Below are 15,751 nucleotides of genomic sequence, written 5' to 3'. Positions count from 1 at the left end.
ACAGCAGAACCGTCTTTCACTATTCCACCATGAGGTGGAAAATATTATCCGGTATTAGCTCCGGTTTCCCGAAGTTATCCCAGTCTTATAGGTAGGTTACCCACGTGTTACTCACCCGTCCGCCGCTGACTTCAAGGAGTGCAAGCACTCCTGTCTGTCCGCTCGACTTGCATGTATTAGGCACGCCGCCAGCGTTCATCCTGAGCCAGGATCAAACTCTCCATAAAAGTGTTTGATAAAGCTCTCTGATTGGTTGAGCCAATCACTCTTTCCGAGCGAATCAGATTCGCTCAAATTATTGGAATTAACGTTGACATATTGTCATTCAGTTTTCAATGTTCATTTTTAAGTATTCACTATTTACTATACCATTTATCATTTCGTTCGGCAAGTAATGAAGACTACTTTATATACTATAAAGGCTTTTCAATAACTTTGCAAGCATTAATTTTACACTTGCAAGTATTTAATTTTCAAAGCGTTTCAAGTAACTGTCGTTTTCAGCGACTTTAATATCATAACAAGATACATATGCACTGTCAACACTTTCGTTTAATTTTTTCAAAGAAAAAGAGCCCTCTTCAAAAAGGACTCTTTTACAGTATTAATCAGCGTTTCTTCTTTTTAGACTTCACCTGGAGGTTTCGGACTGGTGCAGTCGCTGTCTCCCCGCGTGCTGCTCGTCTTGCCGCTCTCTCTGCTGCCGATGCTTCTTTATATTTCGGCATCATCAGCAGCTGGAATGCATTACATAGAAGTAACGGAAAAATTGTACAGTACAGCCACGTTGTATCCTCCACTTTCAGGAATGGAATCAGCTCCACTGTCGTCATGACAATCATAAAGAACATGGCAGGGATAATAACATTACTTCCTGTCATCTTCTTCTTATAATAACTCACGAAAACCGCACTGATCAGAACCAGGACGGGTATCCAGATAAATCTTGCAACGTCACCCTCCTGCTGGCCGAAGCGCAAAAACCTGAAATAGACCAGATCAAAGAATGCAAATAATGTGATCACAATTTGAATGGGTTTCCAGGCGGTGCGGAATATGCCAAGACCCAGCTGATGAATAAAGAGATAACTGAAATAGGCAAGCTGACTGATCGAAGCGATAAGCAGCCCGTAACCCATAAACCAGACCAGCGCTGCAAAAAAATCACCGACATCGCCTTCGGCCAGGAAAACGGTCAGCTTGTCATAGGCAAATAGGAGGCTGACCAGAACAGTTGTCACCAGTCCGATCAGCAGTGTAGTGCCGTAAAACTTAAGTAAATTTCTGATTGTCACATTGCTGCCTCACTATCTATTAGTTTTGCTGATGATTTTTTCTGCCATCGCCTGATAAATATGACCGAGCTGATGGTCTTCTCCGTAAATGGACGGGGCGAAATCCTCTTCATCCCACTCAGGCTGTGCAAGAGGTAACTGGCCGAGTAAATCTGTATGCAGTTCCTGCGCGAGTTTCTCGCCGCCGCCTTTACCGAATACGTACTCCTTGTTGCCTGTTTCCTGACTTTCAAAATAAGACATGTTTTCAACCACACCTAGAATCTCATGGTCTGTCTGCAGAGCCATGGCACCGGCCCGAGCTGCGACGAAAGCTGCTGTCGGATGCGGTGTCGTAACGATGATTTCCTTGCTTTTCGGCAGAATCGTATGCACATCAAGCGCGACATCTCCTGTACCAGGTGGTAGATCGAGCAGGATATAGTCGAGTCTGCCCCACTCCACTTCCTCAAAGAAATTGTTGATCATCTTACCGAGCATCGGACCACGCCAGATAACAGGTGCATTCTCTTCTACAAAGAAAGCCATTGAAATGACTTTGACACCGAAACGCTCAACCGGCACAATCATCTGCCCATTGATACCTGGTCGTTCTGTGATGCCCATCATGTCCGGCACACTGAAGCCGTAGATATCTGCATCGACCAGACCGACTCTCTTACCGAGACGGGCCAGTGCCACAGCAAGGTTCACTGATACAGTCGATTTACCGACACCGCCTTTACCTGAAGCGATAGAGATGAACTGGACATCTTCCAGTTTGCGTTCTACCGGTGAAGCCGCCTCTCCTCGGTACTGGTCCAGCTTCTCAGATTCGAGTTCCTCGAACCGGAGTCCGACTGTTTTTGCACCGTTCGTTTTTAATGTATCAACGATCTGCTGTTGCAGGTCAAGCTGCGGCTGTCCTCCGAGTTTTGCGATGGCAACCTTCACACTGACATGTTCTTTCTCTTCTTTGACTGTCAGTTCTTTTACGCCGCCCGTCTCCTTCAAAGGTATATCAAGTACTGGATCATTAAGCTGTCCCACTAGTTCAATCATGAGTTCTTTAGTTAACAAATTAAACGCCCCTTCTTCTTCTATTAGCACTAGTATAACAAAAAATGAAATAATCGCAGTATTATTCGTCTCTTTTGTCTTACTTTCTGCGTACGGTGGTATACTAATATTATTCACAGAATAACTAGAGCAGAGGAATGATGGATAATGATACAGAATCATACGATCATGCAGTATTTCGAGTGGCATACGAATGGAGACGGCAACCACTGGAACCGTCTGAAAGAAGATGCACCCCATCTAAAAGAAAGAGGAATTGATGCTGTCTGGATTCCGCCCGTCACTAAAGCGGATAGCGTCACAAATCCCGGGTACAGCGTCTATGATGTCTATGATCTGGGTGAGTTTGATCAGAAGGGTGAAGTCCGTACAAAATACGGCACGAAAGAAGAACTGCAGGCGGCCATTCAGGCCTGTCATGATCACGATATCAAAGTTTATGTTGATATTGTCATGAACCATAAGGCAGGCGCGGACGAAACAGAAGTCTTCAAGGTTGTTGAAGTAGACGCTGAGAACCGGACGAAAGTCATCAGTGAACCTTTTAATATCGAAGGATTCACGAAATTCACTTTTCCGGGCCGTGATAATAAATACAGCAATTTCAATTGGAACTATACTCACTTCAACGGCGTTGACTATGACCACAAAACAGGAAAAACCGGTATTTACAAAATTCTAGGTGAAAATAAAGACTGGAATGAATTTGTTGATGATGAGAAAGGAAACTTTGATTATCTGATGTTCTCCAATATCGATTATCGTCATCCTGATGTCAGAAATGAAATGATTGAATGGGGCAAATGGCTGATTGATGAGCTGAATATCGACGGCATGCGTCTTGATGCCATCAAACACATCGAGTCCTATTTCATCCGTGATTTCGTCAAAGCGATGTGTGACCATGTCGACGGTCCTTTTTATTTTGTCGGAGAATTCTGGCTGCCGGACCTTGAGACTAACGAGAACTTCCTTTTGGATGCGGATTACTCTCTCGACTTGTTTGATGTGAAGCTCCATTATAACTTCAAGGAAGCCTCAGAAAAAGGGCAGGGCTATGACCTGCGGAAGCTATTCGATAAGACGCTGGTGCAGGAGAACCCGTTAAACGCGGTGACGTTCGTCGACAATCATGACTCACAGCCAGGCGAGGCGCTCGAATCATTCGTCAAAGACTGGTTCAAACCGATTGCTTATGCTGCGATACTCCTGAGATACGACGGTTTCCCTGTCGTCTTCTACGGTGACTATTTCGGTATTGGCGGTGAGATACCGATTGACGGCAAGAAGGATATGATTGATACGCTTCTTTTCATCCGTAAAAATAAAGCCTACGGACTGCAGGATGATTACTTCGACCATGAACATGTCATCGGCTGGGTACGGCGCGGCGCGAAGGAAGTTGAAAATTCAGGCTGCGCTGTCATTATCAACAGCAGCACAGAAGAAGCAAAGAAACAGATGTTCGTCGGTAAAGAGAGACGAGGCCAAGTCTGGCTTGATTACAACAATGTCCGCGAAGAAGAAGTCATCATTGATGATGAAGGTAACGGCATCTTCAAGGTTAATCCCGGCAGCGTATCCGTCTACTGTCAGAAAGATATATAAGAAAAGTGTCGTGAATCCCTTTGAATTCACGACACTTTTTTGCGGTCAGTCATTATCCTGCTGATTCAGGTCTTCACTATTCGGATAGAAGATTTCAGTCAGTGCATAGAGAACCGAAATAATAAGCAGGATGACCAGGAAGTTAATCCTGATATACTGATAGTTGAGATGAATGAAAAGATAGAAGACCAGTGTTGACACAAGAGTAATGATGCCATGGACAATCGGCGGCTGAAAATACAGGTTATCCGGGTAAAGCCGTTTCAGATTATCAAAGATGAACTCGATGAATCTGAGCAGAAAGAACCCTCCTGCAATATAAGAGCCGTAGTAAAACAGATTGTCAGCGAAACTCTGATTATAGGTGAACTCCGCCAGATGCAGGGCAATCAGTATGCGGCTGAGACCAAATAAACCGAATGACATCAGCACAAGAAAGATAAAACCTGACAATAGAAAGATACCACTGATGATGATGAGCGTGATGATTTGATTGAGATCTATTTTAAAACGTTTCATCCTGCTCCTCCCTCTATTCTGCAAACACTATCTCTCCATCTACAACAGTCATTTTATTGTTAATGCTGTGAATAGACTCTGACTTGAACGGATTTTCTTCAAGGATCGTGAAGTCAGCAAGATAGCCTTCCTTGATCAACCCATTATCAGGTCGCCCGCCGATATCGGCCGCATTTACCGTGAACAGTCTGATGGCATCATATACTGACAGACACTGTGCCTTATGGTACTGTATGCCATCATTAAATGGCCGACGATTAACAGCCGCATCGATACTCCTGAGCGGATTGAAGCTCTCAATCGGCGAATCAGATCCCCCGCCTATCATGATGCCCGCTTCAAGCAAGGATTTCCAGGCGTATGCATACTGACTTCTCTCTTCCCCGACCCTGTCGATGGCCCACGGGAAATCCGACGTGGCAAATAACGGCTGCACATCACAGATGACCGGCAGCTTCGTCATACGTTCAATCAGATCCGGTGCGAGAAAGCTCACATGGATCAGCCGATCACGACCTTTCGCGGGCGGATATTTCTCAATCGCATCCAGCACCATTTCGCAGGCCTTGTCACCGATTATATGAACAGCGACTGTCGAATCATAGCGGCGGGCAAGTCTGACCTGCTCCTCCAGTTCTGACTGCGTCAATATGGCGAGACCCTTTGTTGACGGGTCGTCGTGATAAGGCTGCCTGAAAAGAGCGGTCCTGCCACCTAATGCACCATCCGCATAAAACTTCATCGCATCAGATTTGAGCCAGTCATTGAACGGATAACCGTCCAGCGCCTCAAATACAGTGTAATGTCTGAGGAGATTCAGACGTAATCTGACTTTATCCGGTCCAAATACATCTGCGTAGGCACGAAAGACGTTATCATGACTGTTGTAATAACCAAGATCCTCTGTGTGGATGCCCGTCAGACCGACCGCGTGCATCTCGTCTGCTGCACGCTTCATATGTCGCGCAAGAGAGTCAGTCGTCTCGCTCAGGCTCGCATTAACAAATAAATCCATCGCCTGGTCATGAACCCAGCCAGTCAGCCTGCCGCCCACCTTCTCAAAATGCCCCCCGTCCATATCTTGAACGGCATCATCAATTTCAAGCGCATCAAGTGCCCTGCTGTTCACGATTGCCGCATGCCTGCAGACTCGTTTGATAATGACCTTGCAATCTGTAAGTGCATCGATTTCGTCCCGGGTCAGACGGTAGTTCAGCTGATTGTCATTATAGCCTTCACAGACGAGCCAGTTATCAGGAGACAAATCACGCGCCGCAGCAGCAAGCTTCTCCTTGACGACATCAACTGAGACATCATCCTTGAAATTCACGCTGCTGATTGCCATACCTGTCCCGACAAGGTGGATATGTGTATCCACAAAGCCGGGAAACATTACGCCACCCGCCAGATCAATATATTCCGCTGCCACCTTAGGGACGTGGTCGTACAGTTTTTTGATGCGGTTACCCTCTACTAATACTGCCTGCACCTGATGACCCTCATGCTGCATTGTATAAATCGTGCCGTTATAAAATAATTTCATAGCTGCCCTCCAAAAAAGAAGATATACCTATTTCAGTATATCTTCTCCCCTCTTCTCTAGGCAATTATAATTGCAGGCCTAACGCACTGAATGTGTCGCCGCCATTGATGTCACCTGATTCAAATCCTTTTTTGAACCATTTCATACGCTGTTCACTTGTACCATGCGTGAAGCTTTCAGGATTGACACGGCCTGTCGCATTTCTCTGCAGTGTATCGTCACCGACTGCGTGCGCGGCTTTGATCGCCTCTTCGAAGTCGCCTTCATCTGTGACACCCGCTTCTTGTTCGTAGTGGGCATAGACACCAGCAAAGTAGTCAGCCTGCAGTTCAAGTGCGACCGAATATTTATTGAATTCACTTTCACTTAATTGCTGTCTCAGCTGATTGACACGATCCGAAATACCCAGCTCATATTGAACATGATGGCCGACCTCATGGGCGATGACATATGCCATTGCAAAGTCACCCGGTGCATTGAACTGCTGTTCAAGCTGATCCATAAAGGTAAGATCGATGTATAGCTTCTGGTCTCCCGGACAGTAGAAAGGTCCCATAGATGAGCTTGCACTACCACATGCTGTATTGACCCCATCGGAGAACAGGACAAGTGTCGGCTCGTGATAAGTTCGGCCATGCTTCTCAAAGATACTGTTCCAGACATCTTCTGTATCTTTCAGTACGACAGAGGCGAACTGTTTGCGTTCGTCAACGCTCTGACTTGTCTCTGATGATTGCTGCTGTGTCTGTTGCTGCTGGCCTGTAGCGCCGCCCAGTATATCGCCCGGGTTACCGCCCATCATCATATAGATGATGGCAACGATAATACCTAGACAACCAAGTCCACCGCCACCTGCAGCCATACCGCCGCCAGGGAAACCGCCACCGCCGCCTCTTATATCCTGTACATTTGAACTACCCTGTCTACCTTGCCAATCCATACGCGTACCTCCGCATTCGTCTAATTATAAATTTAATTATTAAATACCCATAAAAATGCTGAAATATCATATCATAAAAAAATAAGCCGCTTTTAACGACTTATTTCTCAAAGGCCTCTAATTTATCGATTGCTGACAACCCTTTTGTGACAAGATAATAGGCTTTTGCTTTACGTTCAACGGTGATAGCTTCCTCTTTCTTGTCATTGCCATAGATTTTCTGCACGACGTACTGTGTCTTCTTGTTTTTCTCTACCTCTTTGACGTATTTCCTTGGCAACCAGATGCGGTCTTTCGTTGACGGATGAACTTCAATAGTCAGGTCATCACCCACATACAGACCATCCAACTGATTCAGCTTTCCTTCTATGAGAAAACTCTTTTCAGGCTTCTCTTTTTTTGATAATACACTGCTCGGTGTCAGGGCCACTTTAGTGAGTCCACCCTTGATCTCTTCATCAGTCGTCTGGAATGTCATGGCCGGTGCTAACAGCTCCACTTCCGTCCGGTCTGCATAGCCTTCGAAGTACTGTTCACCCGTACTGAGTGTCATAATCGGTTTATCCTGGCGGTTCGCCGTGAATGTCTGAAGCTGATTGTCATCGATATCAAGCACAATGCCGGCAGCACCCGCCTTGATAGTCTGTTCACTGATTTTGCTTTCCATCTCTTTTTGTTTCTGCTCGAGAATACCGATATTATTCTCAGCTTTCGTCTGTTCCGATTCCAGCCAGTTGATCTGTGCCTGGATAGTCGGGGTCTCTTCAAGGTCAGCCGTACGCAGTCGTTCCTCGTATGCGGCAATCTGCCCTTCAATCTGTTCTTTCTCCACTCGTTTATTGTCGAGCTGGAGGCTCAGTTCTGTATGATCATCTGCCATACTGCTTTCTGTATAGGTAAAGAGCGGATTGCCGGCCGATACCGTTTCTCCCTCTTTAACGTGCAGTTTCACCGGCTGTTTATTGCCGGGTTTCAGATAATACACTGCATGATGCTGCGCCACTCTGCCTTTAATTTCGATTGTCTGATGCTTGATATAGTCGTCCACATAAATCGTATTTTTCGCCTGATTGGTCTTGTAGGTCATGTAAACGCCACTGCCTGCTATAATTGCGAGAATCAGCAATGACAGTAACAGGGGCCAGAGCCATTTTCTTTTCATGTCTTCCCTCATTCATTTCGTCTTACTTTCATTCTACCAGTTTAAATCTCTGATGAGATTAAAGTTTTGTAAATCATTTGATCAGACGGTCATCATCCGATTTGATATGTGCATTGAAGTTCTTCACTTTCTCACGCTGCACGGACTGATGATAACGCCATAGAATGTAGAAGAACAGAATGGAGACGGCAAGTGACGGAATGCCCATCCATGACAGTTCACCGCGACCATCTGCCAGCAGATAATAATAAGCGAAGTATAAGTTGATCAGCGCCAGTGCACCAAAACCGATATAGGGTAACATAGTGCCTCCTAGATAATATGATTATCAATCAGCGACTGTCTTGCAGTCGTTATACTGTCCTTACCTTCCTTATTCTTCAGCGGACTGAACTCAGATTCCCGGTCAACCTGCAGCGTTTTAAATGTCTCTGCATAGCGGAAGATATCAAAGTAGAACTTTTCGAACTTAAGGGTCTCTTTTTTCTCGACGGCAAAATCCTCATCGAGCTGCTCCAGATTCTTAATCGCCAGGTGATAAGGCAGGCCCTGAGTCGATGCTTCCTCAAGAAAATCTCGTCTGAAAATATGAATGCCGATGTTACCGTTGTTGAACTGATTTTCAAGTCCTTCAGGCAATTCAGTGTATTCCATCACCTGTTTCTTATCGTCTACCATAATCACGCGGCCGACGCTTTCGCCGTTCAGCGGTCTGATGGTCTTCGTCGTGACATCTGCGCCGGATTCCACAGCGAGACCGCAGAACACAGGATCAAGCACTTTGACGAGAACATTATCGATATTATTAAGATAGATGAATTCCACGCCACGTTTTTTCATCGCCTGATAGAGACCCGTCGCAGCGAGCGCCTCGTAAATACCCCCATTACCGTTCGGCGCAGTCAGAAGCTGACCTTTCGGATTCAGCAGCAGCTGACCAGCCGGAGATAAAGCGACGATATTAGGTTGTTTGAAGAACGTGATATCCTTCTCAGGATAATTGAAGAACTGATGTTCTTTAAAGAATGCAATGGTTTCATCGTGGTTGATATCACTCGTCATGATATACCACGGGATGGCTGTATTGCATTCGGCAGCGATTTTAAGCAGCTGTCTTGCCTGCAGTTCAAATAGACTGACATCATCAAAACTGAATGTCCCTTTTGGTCCCGGATGCGCAAGACGCGTACCTTGACCCCCTGCCATCAGAAGAGCGGCAAATCTGCCTTCCTTAATCGCCGTTTGACCCAGCTGTGCCAGTTCAGTGAGGCGCTCCTTGGCCATTGCTGCTTTCACTTCAACTGCCACATCAGTCAGTTCCCCTGCCGGCGCCTCCACGTGACGATTGACATAGACATCGTGGTATAACGCCTCAATTTCTTCTAGGTCGAGGTTATCAAGATCCTGAGCCAGTTGATTCTTCTCATCTTCAGACATCATAGTCAGCATATCTGCCAGCGCAGTCTGATTGTGTTTTGTTAAATCCTGCAAAGTAGCCATAATTTCTCCTTTAATTGCCATTATTTATTATCAATTTATCCAACTGAGTGTACGGTGAAACATTTCCACGTAAATTAAATAGGCGGTCAGAAACGAGAATGTCGTTGCAAGTGACAAGTCAACCACGCCTCCCGTCTTAAAGTTGATTGGAGAGGCCACCTTGACACCAAGCGGAAAGAAAAGCGCGACCCCTCTTGGTGTCAGCATATCCAGAATGATATGACTCGCAATACCAATCAGTCCGCAGACGATATAGACGAAATCAATATTAAGCATTGTGAGAAGCACCGCCACCAGTCCCATAAAAAAGAACGAGTGTGTCAGTGTGCGATGACCGAAGAAAAAGCTGATCATATGACTCAGCAGCTTGACGTGACGGCCGATTTTACTTCCTGCATGACAGATGTCAGGCAGCAGACTGAATCCTGCTGTCGTTGCAATCATTGCGATAGACGCACCAAGATCTGTTGTTGTTTTAAGAGCGTAACTTGTTCCCAGCAAAATACCGAATGCCAAATGTGTTTTTCCCGTCATCTGTCCGCCCCCCTTGCTGTCAGCCATTTCAACGCTTCACGGCTGCTGAGAGGTGAAAGTTCAGTGCTCTTCTCCTTGAACTTCAGCGGGTGCAGGAGTCCTGCTCTTTGCAGCCAGAAATTATCTGCATGCACCCATTTTATCATGCGCGCGCGCTCTCCGTCATTTCCCTGCCCGACAATAAAGCCTGCCCTATTCGGACTGAGGTCATCGAGAGAATACCACCAGCAATGATATTTCCGTTCATCCTCCTGAAAGTGCGACTGCACAAGGCAATTCAGTTCGTACCCTTCAGACAGTCCGAATTCCTTGAACAGCTGACGGTTCACAGACGCTGAACCCTTCTTTTTAATGCCGAAAAACGAGAACTGATTCTTCATATATCTGCTCATTATATGGGCATCCCCTTCATCGGCAAGTGGCTCATAGAGTACTTTAATCTCCTCCAGATTAACCATCATGGCTGCACATCCGGCTGCATCTCTGTTGTCAGTCCACTCGGTTTGATTGGCTGTGACCTCACTTCTGTCGTACTGTGTTCACGGGAAGCTTCTTCCGTCACCTCTAATGTCGGTGTCTCTGTCGATGGTGTCTCCGTCGTCTGCTCCGATGACTGATCAGGTACTACACAGTGCCCGTTCTGGCAGAGATAGCCTTCCTTCGCAAGATTATTCCACGCCCGGTTATATTCCGGTGTATCTGTATAACGCTGACAGGTGCCTGCTAACAGACATTCTCTCGCGGCATTATAAGTTTCAGTGTCGAATGTCTCTTCACTGGTCGTTGTTTCAGTCGTTTCGGTCGTCTTGACCTTCACTTCAATCTCAGGTTTTCTGTCGACCTCTATGACTTCTTCCTGCTGACATGCTGTAAGCGCAAGAGCTAAGCTAAGAATCAGGATCATTAGCTGTTTCATCTTCTCTCTCCTTACAATTAGTATTCATATATTATACTGTTAATCCGGGAAAATGGAATAATTTATTATCACGATTATTTTACCGCCAGATAGCCGCAATATTTGTAAGCGTATTAAAAAAACGTTATATTATAGATATACAAACATGAAAAGGATGTGTTTATCAATGGCAATGCAAGTGACAAAGAACGATAAAGAGGTTAATATCAAATGGCGCGTCGCAGACATCACAATTCCTAATGAAGATATCATCAGTGTCAAAGAAGATACAAACATCTACGCTGCAACTGAAGAAAATCAGGAAAATGTCGTACGTATCGGTTCTACATTCGGTAAAACAAATCGTATTCTTTTAGAAACTAAAGATAAACATTATATCATCTACACACACAACGATAAAAAAATCCTTGATGAATTAAATAAATAATTCAATCGGTCGCATGTCTGTGCGGCCTTTTTTCTATCATAATGGAGGGTCATACATGGAACACTTAACTGACAAGGTTGCTTTAGTGACAGGGGGTTCAAGAGGCATCGGTCGTGCAACGGCCATCGCACTGGCTGCAGAAGGCGTGAAAGTCGCCATTACGGGACGCCACTTCGATTCACTGCAAGAGACGATTGAACTGCTGGAGACAGAAGCGACAGCTGTCGTCTGTGATATGCAGCAGGCGGAAGATATTGAAGCAGCCGTAGCGCATACCATCGAGACATTCGGCCAGATTGATATTCTGGTCAACAATGCAGGCATCATGAAGACTGCATCGTTTATGGAGACATCACTTGAAGACTTACGCGAGATGTTCGAGACCAATGTCTTCGGCATGTTCCAGATGATGCAGCAAGTGATTCCGCACATGATCGACCGGCAATCAGGAGATGTCGTGAACATCGCGTCCATGTCAGCTGTCAACTCGTCACCACAGACCGCTGCTTATTCAGCGACCAAATTTGCGGTCACCGGCCTTACTGAGGGCATGATGCGCGAAATGCGTCAGCATAATATCCGTACATTCACCATCAATCCGTCAGCCGTTCTGACTGATTTAATCGGCGAAACATCGCTCGATCCTGAAACAATGATTCATCCGGAAGATATCGCTGACGTCATTGTCAGTCAGCTGAAACTGAACCGTCGCACATTCATTAAGACAAACCAGATCTGGGCCACTAATCCCGTTCAGAAATAAGGAGGAATTCATGTGTTTATCGTAACGAACCGCATCAAAATGAAACCAGGCTTTGCAGAGAAAATGGCGCCCCGCTTCACGCAAGGGGGCGGCATCGAAGAACTGAAAGGCTTTGTGAAAATCGAGACATGGTCAGTACAGGGAAACGAAGAATATGATGAGCTTCATGTGAACACTTACTGGGAGACGTTAGAGGATTTTGAAGCCTGGAAAACGTCAGATGTCTTCAAGAAAGCGCACCAGAGACCATCAGGTGAATCTAAGGGCGACTCGCCGATGCTTGGATCTGAACTGGTTATCTGCAAACTGGAAACATCTCTTGAAAAATAGATATCCTTTCTCCAGCCGGTAAAGGCTGGAGATTTTTTTGCGTGTTCTAGCTACAACGGCCACTCCTCTTCACCATATAAAAAGCACTCCTGACTCTCATCAGAAGTGCGTGCATTTTCGGTTAATAGATAAAGTGTGCCATCAGGATGATGATCGGCAGAATAATCGCTGTTCTGATCAGGAAAATCGCGAACAGTTTCGGCAGACTGACGGGTATTTTAGATCCTAATATCACACCCCCGACTTCTGACAGATAAATCAGCTGAGAGATACTGAGTGCACCGATGACAAAGCGGGTCATCTCACTCGGCACGTCCTGAATCAGGATGGCTGGCAGGAACATATCTGCGAATCCGATCAGAATAGTCTGAGAGGCTTCTACTGCATAGGGCACCTGCATCACATTCAAAATCGGCACAAAAGGTGCACCGAGTATCTTGAATAACGGCGTGAATTCAGCAAGCATAGTCGCGGTTGTCCCGATCGCCATCACGACAGGTAAGACGGCAAACCACATATCCATGACGGTACGGAAACCGAGACCGAGGAAGTCGCTGAAGTTACGTCCTCTGTAACCTCGCCGTACTGCATTCTCAAAACCATAAGTAATCGCGTTGTGTCCGCTCGGGATATCTTCTGTCAGTCGTTCTGCTGAACCGTCTGAATAAGTATCAGGTACCGATGACAGCGGCCAGATACGAGGTGTGATGGCTGCTGCAATCAGACACGACATAATGACAGTCAGATAAAAATAGAAAAAGTGATTCATGACGTGGACTTGTTTTGCGATCACAATGGCGAAAGTGATCGATACAACTGAGAAACTCGTCGCAATGATGGTCGCTTCCCGTCTTGTATAGAACCCTTCGTCATATTGTTTTGATGCCATCATGACGCCGACTGTGCCGTCTCCTACAAATGATGCCAGGTTTTCTACCGCTGAACGTCCCGGCAGTGTGAATAAGGGTCGCATCACTCGTGAGAACATCGGTCCGATGAATTCGAAGAGGCCGTAATCCATCAGCAGAGGTAAGAATAAACCGGCAAATAGAAAGACCGTGACAAGCGTCGGCAGCAGATCGTTATAGATCAGTTTTCCTGTTGCATCTGTATTCACATAAGGAATGTCCATATTGAAATAGATGGCAAGCGCGAAGCAGGTTCCAATCAGTCTTATGGCCAGCCAGATATTATTGACCTGGAACAGGTTCTTCAGAAATGAGGTCTTCGCATTTCTTGTGATCGAAAAATATAAAGACAGCAGGGTCGAAAGAACAATAATCAGCACAAGCAGCGTCGGCATCGTCTTTCCTAATGTATCTCTGAGCCAGCCGGCAAGAAGCGCGATAGGCAATGTTGTTTCGCCGTTTACTTTGAGCGGCGTAATAAAAAGGAAGACCCCTAATAAAGAAGTCAGTATAAACTTCCACATTCCTATTTTATGCTGCCGTGGTGTTAGCTTTTCCATAGTCATCCTCCAATAATACTGAAACTGCATAAAAATAAAACGTTATGTATTATTTTTATCTTATAAGCAGATATGTCAATAAATAGTTATTTTTTATACATGCTTACGAAAAATTATACACAACATTTTATCGGTTTTCAATGACTTTATAGATGGTCCTTACGCAGAGCTTTGATAAGAGAGGCCATCATCAGGAAGATCACGACTGAAAATGGCAGTGCTGCGATGATCAGCACATTCTGCAGCCCCTGGGTACCGCCCGCATACATGACAATACCTGCGATCACCGATAACAGAAGACTCCATGTCACTTTGACGAGCGGTGTCGGATTGATATCACCGTCACTGCTCAGCATGCCCAGCACATAAGTTGCTGAATCGGCGGATGTGATGAAGAACAACGCGATGACAAACAAGGTGATGAAACTCATGATTTTGCCTAACGGATAGTGCTGAAGCATGGCAAAAGTGGTTGTTTCAATCGGATACTGTGATAAATCGATGCCATTCATCTGCAGGTGCATAGCTGATGCCCCGAATACAGAAAAGAAGATGAAGCAGACAAGTGCCGGTACAAACAAGACGCCGATGACGAATTCCTTGATGGTCCGTCCACGTGATACACGGGCAATGAATATGCCGACAAACGGCGCCCAGGCAATCCACCATGCCCAGTAGAAGATCGTCCAGCTATTGATCCATGCCCGTTTACCTTCCTCAAGAGGCTCCAGACGTAATGTCATATCAAGGAAGTGTGAGATATAGTTACCGAGTGCATCCGTAAATGTATTCAGAATATAAATAGTCGGCCCGACAATAAATAATAGAATCAAGAGCAGGAAGCCGAGGAGCATATTGATATTGCTGAGTGATTTGATGCCTTTGTCGATACCTGACCATGCTGACCATGTAAAGAGAATAGTCGAGACAATCAGAATTATCGCCTGGACGAAGAAGCTCGTCGGAATCCTGAATAAATAGTTAAGACCTTCATTGATCTGAGCGGTACCGAAGCCAAGCGTCGCAGCCACCCCCATTACCGTGGCGATGACCGCTAAAATATCGATTGTCCTGCCGATAGGCCCACCCATCCGGTTCTTACCGAATATCGGTACTAAAGTAGCACTGATTAAACCCGGATATCCCTTATAGAAACTGAAGTAAGCCAGTACGAGTGCCACGACACCGTATACAGCCCAGGCATGAATACCCCAGTGGAAAAAGACATATTGAAAAGCTTCATCTATCGCTTGTTTCGAGCCGGGTGCAGCGCCCGGTGTCGCTTTAAAGGCATGACTGATGGGTTCTGCTGTCGTCCAGAAGACGAGGCCCATCCCCATGCCGGCACTGAAGAGCATAGCAAACCAGGAGGGCAGTGAAAATTCTGCTGCCTCGTCATCAGCCCCTAGTTTGATATGGCCGAACGGAGAAACAAGGATATAGACACAGAAAAGAAGAATAAGCGCGATGGTAATCAAATAATACCAGCCGAAGTTTGTGGTAATAAAAGATGTCATATCCTGTGTCACCTGCTTCATGTCGGCGGGCAGCATGACTCCCCACGCAGCAAACAGGCTGCAGATCAATGCGGAAATAATAAAAACAGGTGTATATTTTTTCATAAAAACCTCCAGAATCATTTTGTAACGCCTATATATTCCCTGATCCCCTTTAAATAATCAAAAAA

At 45.7% G+C, this 15,751-nt stretch carries 17 protein-coding genes and 1 rRNA gene; 4 read left to right on the top strand and 14 right to left on the bottom strand.

The features are described 5' to 3' along the window. The 3 genes from ERX40_RS08155 to ERX40_RS08145 form a co-directional block, all read right to left on the bottom strand. A 16S ribosomal RNA gene (locus tag ERX40_RS08155) occupies positions 1–227 on the bottom strand; the annotation flags it as partial. A gap of 381 nt (positions 228–608) precedes the next feature. Then, complete coding sequence (locus ERX40_RS08150; RefSeq protein WP_133418006.1) at positions 609–1,295, bottom strand: KinB-signaling pathway activation protein; 687 nt, start codon at positions 1,293–1,295, stop codon at positions 609–611. Positions 1,296–1,307: 12 nt separating this feature from the next. After that, a complete protein-coding gene (locus ERX40_RS08145; protein WP_133418005.1) occupies positions 1,308–2,354 on the bottom strand; it encodes an Mrp/NBP35 family ATP-binding protein in 1,047 nt (348 codons plus the stop codon). A 147-nt stretch (positions 2,355–2,501) separates the two neighbouring features. Here ERX40_RS08145 and ERX40_RS08140 point away from each other — a divergent pair, with 147 nt between their 5' ends. Further along, complete coding sequence (locus ERX40_RS08140) at positions 2,502–3,962, top strand: alpha-amylase (RefSeq protein ID WP_133418004.1); 1,461 nt, start codon at positions 2,502–2,504, stop codon at positions 3,960–3,962. A 45-nt stretch (positions 3,963–4,007) separates the two neighbouring features. Here the strand turns inward: ERX40_RS08140 and ERX40_RS08135 are convergent, their stop codons facing one another. The 9 genes from ERX40_RS08135 to ERX40_RS08095 all read right to left on the bottom strand — a co-directional run bounded on the left by ERX40_RS08135 (position 4,008) and on the right by ERX40_RS08095 (position 11,076). Next, positions 4,008–4,481 carry a SepA family multidrug efflux transporter gene (locus ERX40_RS08135; protein WP_133418003.1) on the bottom strand — a complete coding sequence of 158 codons (474 nt, stop codon included), beginning with the start codon at positions 4,479–4,481 and terminating at the stop codon, positions 4,008–4,010. Positions 4,482–4,494: 13 nt separating this feature from the next. Beyond that, positions 4,495–6,024 (bottom strand): amidohydrolase, encoded by a 1,530-nt coding sequence (locus tag ERX40_RS08130; RefSeq protein ID WP_133418002.1) that lies wholly within the window; start codon positions 6,022–6,024, stop codon positions 4,495–4,497. Positions 6,025–6,088: 64 nt separating this feature from the next. Further along, positions 6,089–6,964 carry a KPN_02809 family neutral zinc metallopeptidase gene (ypfJ, locus tag ERX40_RS08125; RefSeq protein WP_133418001.1) on the bottom strand — a complete coding sequence of 292 codons (876 nt, stop codon included), beginning with the start codon at positions 6,962–6,964 and terminating at the stop codon, positions 6,089–6,091. A 100-nt stretch (positions 6,965–7,064) separates the two neighbouring features. Then, positions 7,065–8,126: an efflux RND transporter periplasmic adaptor subunit gene (locus tag ERX40_RS08120; RefSeq protein WP_133418000.1), complete on the bottom strand. Its 1,062-nt coding sequence runs from the start codon at positions 8,124–8,126 to the stop codon at positions 7,065–7,067. A gap of 73 nt (positions 8,127–8,199) precedes the next feature. After that, a complete protein-coding gene (locus tag ERX40_RS08115; RefSeq protein ID WP_133417999.1) occupies positions 8,200–8,430 on the bottom strand; it encodes a hypothetical protein in 231 nt (76 codons plus the stop codon). A gap of 8 nt (positions 8,431–8,438) precedes the next feature. Beyond that, positions 8,439–9,626 (bottom strand): UTP--glucose-1-phosphate uridylyltransferase, encoded by a 1,188-nt coding sequence (locus tag ERX40_RS08110; protein WP_133417998.1) that lies wholly within the window; start codon positions 9,624–9,626, stop codon positions 8,439–8,441. A 30-nt stretch (positions 9,627–9,656) separates the two neighbouring features. Continuing rightward, a complete protein-coding gene (locus ERX40_RS08105) occupies positions 9,657–10,160 on the bottom strand; it encodes a metal-dependent hydrolase (RefSeq protein ID WP_133417997.1) in 504 nt (167 codons plus the stop codon). Beyond that, on the bottom strand, positions 10,157–10,621 hold the full coding sequence (locus tag ERX40_RS08100) for a DNA alkylation repair protein (protein WP_133417996.1): 465 nt from the start codon (positions 10,619–10,621) through the stop codon (positions 10,157–10,159). The genes ERX40_RS08105 and ERX40_RS08100 overlap by 4 nt, the downstream gene beginning before the upstream one ends. Beyond that, positions 10,618–11,076, bottom strand: coding sequence for a hypothetical protein (locus ERX40_RS08095; protein ID WP_133417995.1), 459 nt, complete (start codon positions 11,074–11,076; stop codon positions 10,618–10,620). Before ERX40_RS08095 ends, ERX40_RS08100 begins: the two co-directional genes overlap by 4 nt. A gap of 166 nt (positions 11,077–11,242) precedes the next feature. On the opposite strand from ERX40_RS08095, the gene ERX40_RS08090 reads away from it, so the two are divergent. From ERX40_RS08090 to ERX40_RS08080, 3 genes are read left to right on the top strand one after another with little or no spacing between them, the layout of a single operon-like run. Next, positions 11,243–11,503, top strand: a complete 261-nt coding sequence (locus ERX40_RS08090; RefSeq protein WP_133417994.1) for a SunI/YnzG family protein — start codon at positions 11,243–11,245, stop codon at positions 11,501–11,503. Positions 11,504–11,558: 55 nt separating this feature from the next. Further along, a complete protein-coding gene (locus ERX40_RS08085) occupies positions 11,559–12,266 on the top strand; it encodes an SDR family NAD(P)-dependent oxidoreductase (RefSeq protein ID WP_133417993.1) in 708 nt (235 codons plus the stop codon). 12 nt (positions 12,267–12,278) lie between these two features. After that, positions 12,279–12,596: a heme oxygenase gene (locus ERX40_RS08080; RefSeq protein WP_133417992.1), complete on the top strand. Its 318-nt coding sequence runs from the start codon at positions 12,279–12,281 to the stop codon at positions 12,594–12,596. Between the two features lie 121 nt (positions 12,597–12,717). Here the strand turns inward: ERX40_RS08080 and ERX40_RS08075 are convergent, their stop codons facing one another. Further along, positions 12,718–14,064, bottom strand: coding sequence for a YjiH family protein (locus tag ERX40_RS08075; protein WP_133417991.1), 1,347 nt, complete (start codon positions 14,062–14,064; stop codon positions 12,718–12,720). A gap of 146 nt (positions 14,065–14,210) precedes the next feature. Then, positions 14,211–15,686 carry a BCCT family transporter gene (locus ERX40_RS08070; RefSeq protein WP_133417990.1) on the bottom strand — a complete coding sequence of 492 codons (1,476 nt, stop codon included), beginning with the start codon at positions 15,684–15,686 and terminating at the stop codon, positions 14,211–14,213. Between the last annotated feature and the right edge of the window lie 65 nt (positions 15,687–15,751).

Source organism: Macrococcus carouselicus, assembly GCF_004359515.1.
In the GTDB taxonomy this organism is placed as follows: Bacteria; Bacillota; Bacilli; order Staphylococcales; family Staphylococcaceae; genus Macrococcus; species Macrococcus carouselicus.
This window is presented reverse-complemented; position numbering and strand designations above follow the sequence as displayed.

Coding starts and splice junctions, on each gene's coding strand:
- ERX40_RS08140 (WP_133418004.1), top strand. CDS start 2,502: ATGATACAGAATCATACGATCATGCAGTATTTCGAGTGGCATACGAAT.
- ERX40_RS08135 (WP_133418003.1), bottom strand. CDS start 4,481: ATGAAACGTTTTAAAATAGATCTCAATCAAATCATCACGCTCATCATC.
- ERX40_RS08130 (WP_133418002.1), bottom strand. CDS start 6,024: ATGAAATTATTTTATAACGGCACGATTTATACAATGCAGCATGAGGGT.
- ypfJ (WP_133418001.1), bottom strand. CDS start 6,964: ATGGATTGGCAAGGTAGACAGGGTAGTTCAAATGTACAGGATATAAGA.
- ERX40_RS08120 (WP_133418000.1), bottom strand. CDS start 8,126: ATGAAAAGAAAATGGCTCTGGCCCCTGTTACTGTCATTGCTGATTCTC.
- ERX40_RS08115 (WP_133417999.1), bottom strand. CDS start 8,430: ATGTTACCCTATATCGGTTTTGGTGCACTGGCGCTGATCAACTTATAC.
- ERX40_RS08110 (WP_133417998.1), bottom strand. CDS start 9,626: ATGGCTACTTTGCAGGATTTAACAAAACACAATCAGACTGCGCTGGCA.
- ERX40_RS08105 (WP_133417997.1), bottom strand. CDS start 10,160: ATGACGGGAAAAACACATTTGGCATTCGGTATTTTGCTGGGAACAAGT.
- ERX40_RS08100 (WP_133417996.1), bottom strand. CDS start 10,621: ATGATGGTTAATCTGGAGGAGATTAAAGTACTCTATGAGCCACTTGCC.
- ERX40_RS08095 (WP_133417995.1), bottom strand. CDS start 11,076: ATGAAACAGCTAATGATCCTGATTCTTAGCTTAGCTCTTGCGCTTACA.
- ERX40_RS08090 (WP_133417994.1), top strand. CDS start 11,243: ATGGCAATGCAAGTGACAAAGAACGATAAAGAGGTTAATATCAAATGG.
- ERX40_RS08085 (WP_133417993.1), top strand. CDS start 11,559: ATGGAACACTTAACTGACAAGGTTGCTTTAGTGACAGGGGGTTCAAGA.
- ERX40_RS08075 (WP_133417991.1), bottom strand. CDS start 14,064: ATGGAAAAGCTAACACCACGGCAGCATAAAATAGGAATGTGGAAGTTT.
- ERX40_RS08070 (WP_133417990.1), bottom strand. CDS start 15,686: ATGAAAAAATATACACCTGTTTTTATTATTTCCGCATTGATCTGCAGC.